Source organism: Endozoicomonas sp. SESOKO3, assembly GCF_024606255.1.
Genome location: NZ_JAHHPR010000433.1, coordinates 1 through 1,203, shown reverse-complemented (window position 1 = coordinate 1,203; position 1,203 = coordinate 1). Strand labels below are relative to the sequence as shown.

The window sequence follows — 1,203 nt, the reverse complement described above, 5'->3', positions numbered from 1 at the left end:
AAGAGACTCCAGCAATGCTTCCCGTTAACTCAAGCCCGTTTGCCACCAGTGCGGTATCATTGAGAGGCTTAAGAAAATCAAAATCATTTTGTGAGAGAGGGCTGGCCTGTGCCATGGAATAGAGCAAACACAAAAGTAACGGACAAAGGTTGAATGACTTTTTCATGGTAATTTCCCAGATACAGTAACTGAACTGGAAATATAGATTCTATAAGGAGCTATGAATAACAATATCCTTAACTACAAAGTGCGTTGTAAATTAAAGTGCAGTGCAAATAGCGCGGTACAAATAAAGCAGCTATCAAATACTTCCGACAGACTGTGCCTTCGGCATAGCCACCGGAGCAAGCATTAGCTGCCAGAATTCAACGCTGATTCAGTGTCTGACCGTTGAGTCTGTCAGTTAAACAGAGTCGAGAGATAATCCAGGGGGGCATAGAACTTTTCCCACTGAGTCCAGCCGGTCTCTGAGAGGCCTTGTTCCAATGGATAGCCATAAACGGCGTAGTTTGAAAGACTATTGATAACAGCGAAAGTCAACGCAGGCACCAGCGTGACAGCGGCTTTGATAAGCAGGTTGTTTGAAGTTATCTTCGAACTGCCCAACATAAGCAAGGCTCCGGCTCCGCCCACGATTGTGGCTCCAGCTAAGCCTGCGGCCATTGCTTCGACTTTGGCTACGACTACGGCAACGGCTACGGCTCCAGCTCCGGCTCCGGCTAAGGCTATGAGTCCGGCTTCGGCTCCGACAAAGGCAGTAACTCCGGCTCCGGCACCGGCTACGGCTCCGTATATGGCTGCGACTACAGCGTTTGTCTCTCCGCCCACATCAATTGTTAGCATTGAAACAATTCCCGAGAGGGTACCCGCAATAGCTGCGCTGATAACAGAAGCAAGAGTCGCTTTTGCTGGGCTGAAGCCTATATGGATCATGGTTTCATAAGCGACAGCCCCTGCAATAATCCCATTCATCGGAGAAAATATTGCGTATTCCCCAACCGCATACCATTCAGTATTAATATCCCTTACGTTCATTTTTCTTAGCATTAACGCCGAACCAGCGCTGGCTCCAGTTCTTGATAACGCTTCGGACGCCAGGTAGGTCAAGACTGCGACAGGTATATGCTCCCTCGTTTTCGTAGGAGCAACATAAGCTGCCATTCCTGCACCGGCAAAATACAGGGGTTTCCACCAGCGCTGTTC

The 1,203-nt window shown here is 48.8% G+C and carries 1 protein-coding gene; it reads right to left on the bottom strand.

Annotated elements, in window-relative coordinates; all coding sequences use genetic code 11:
• Nucleotides 1-399: 399 nt before the first annotated feature.
• Nucleotides 400-1,203, bottom strand: an 804-nt coding sequence (locus tag KDK18_RS07465; RefSeq protein WP_257254262.1) for a hypothetical protein, incomplete at its 5' end; no start/stop codon positions are given.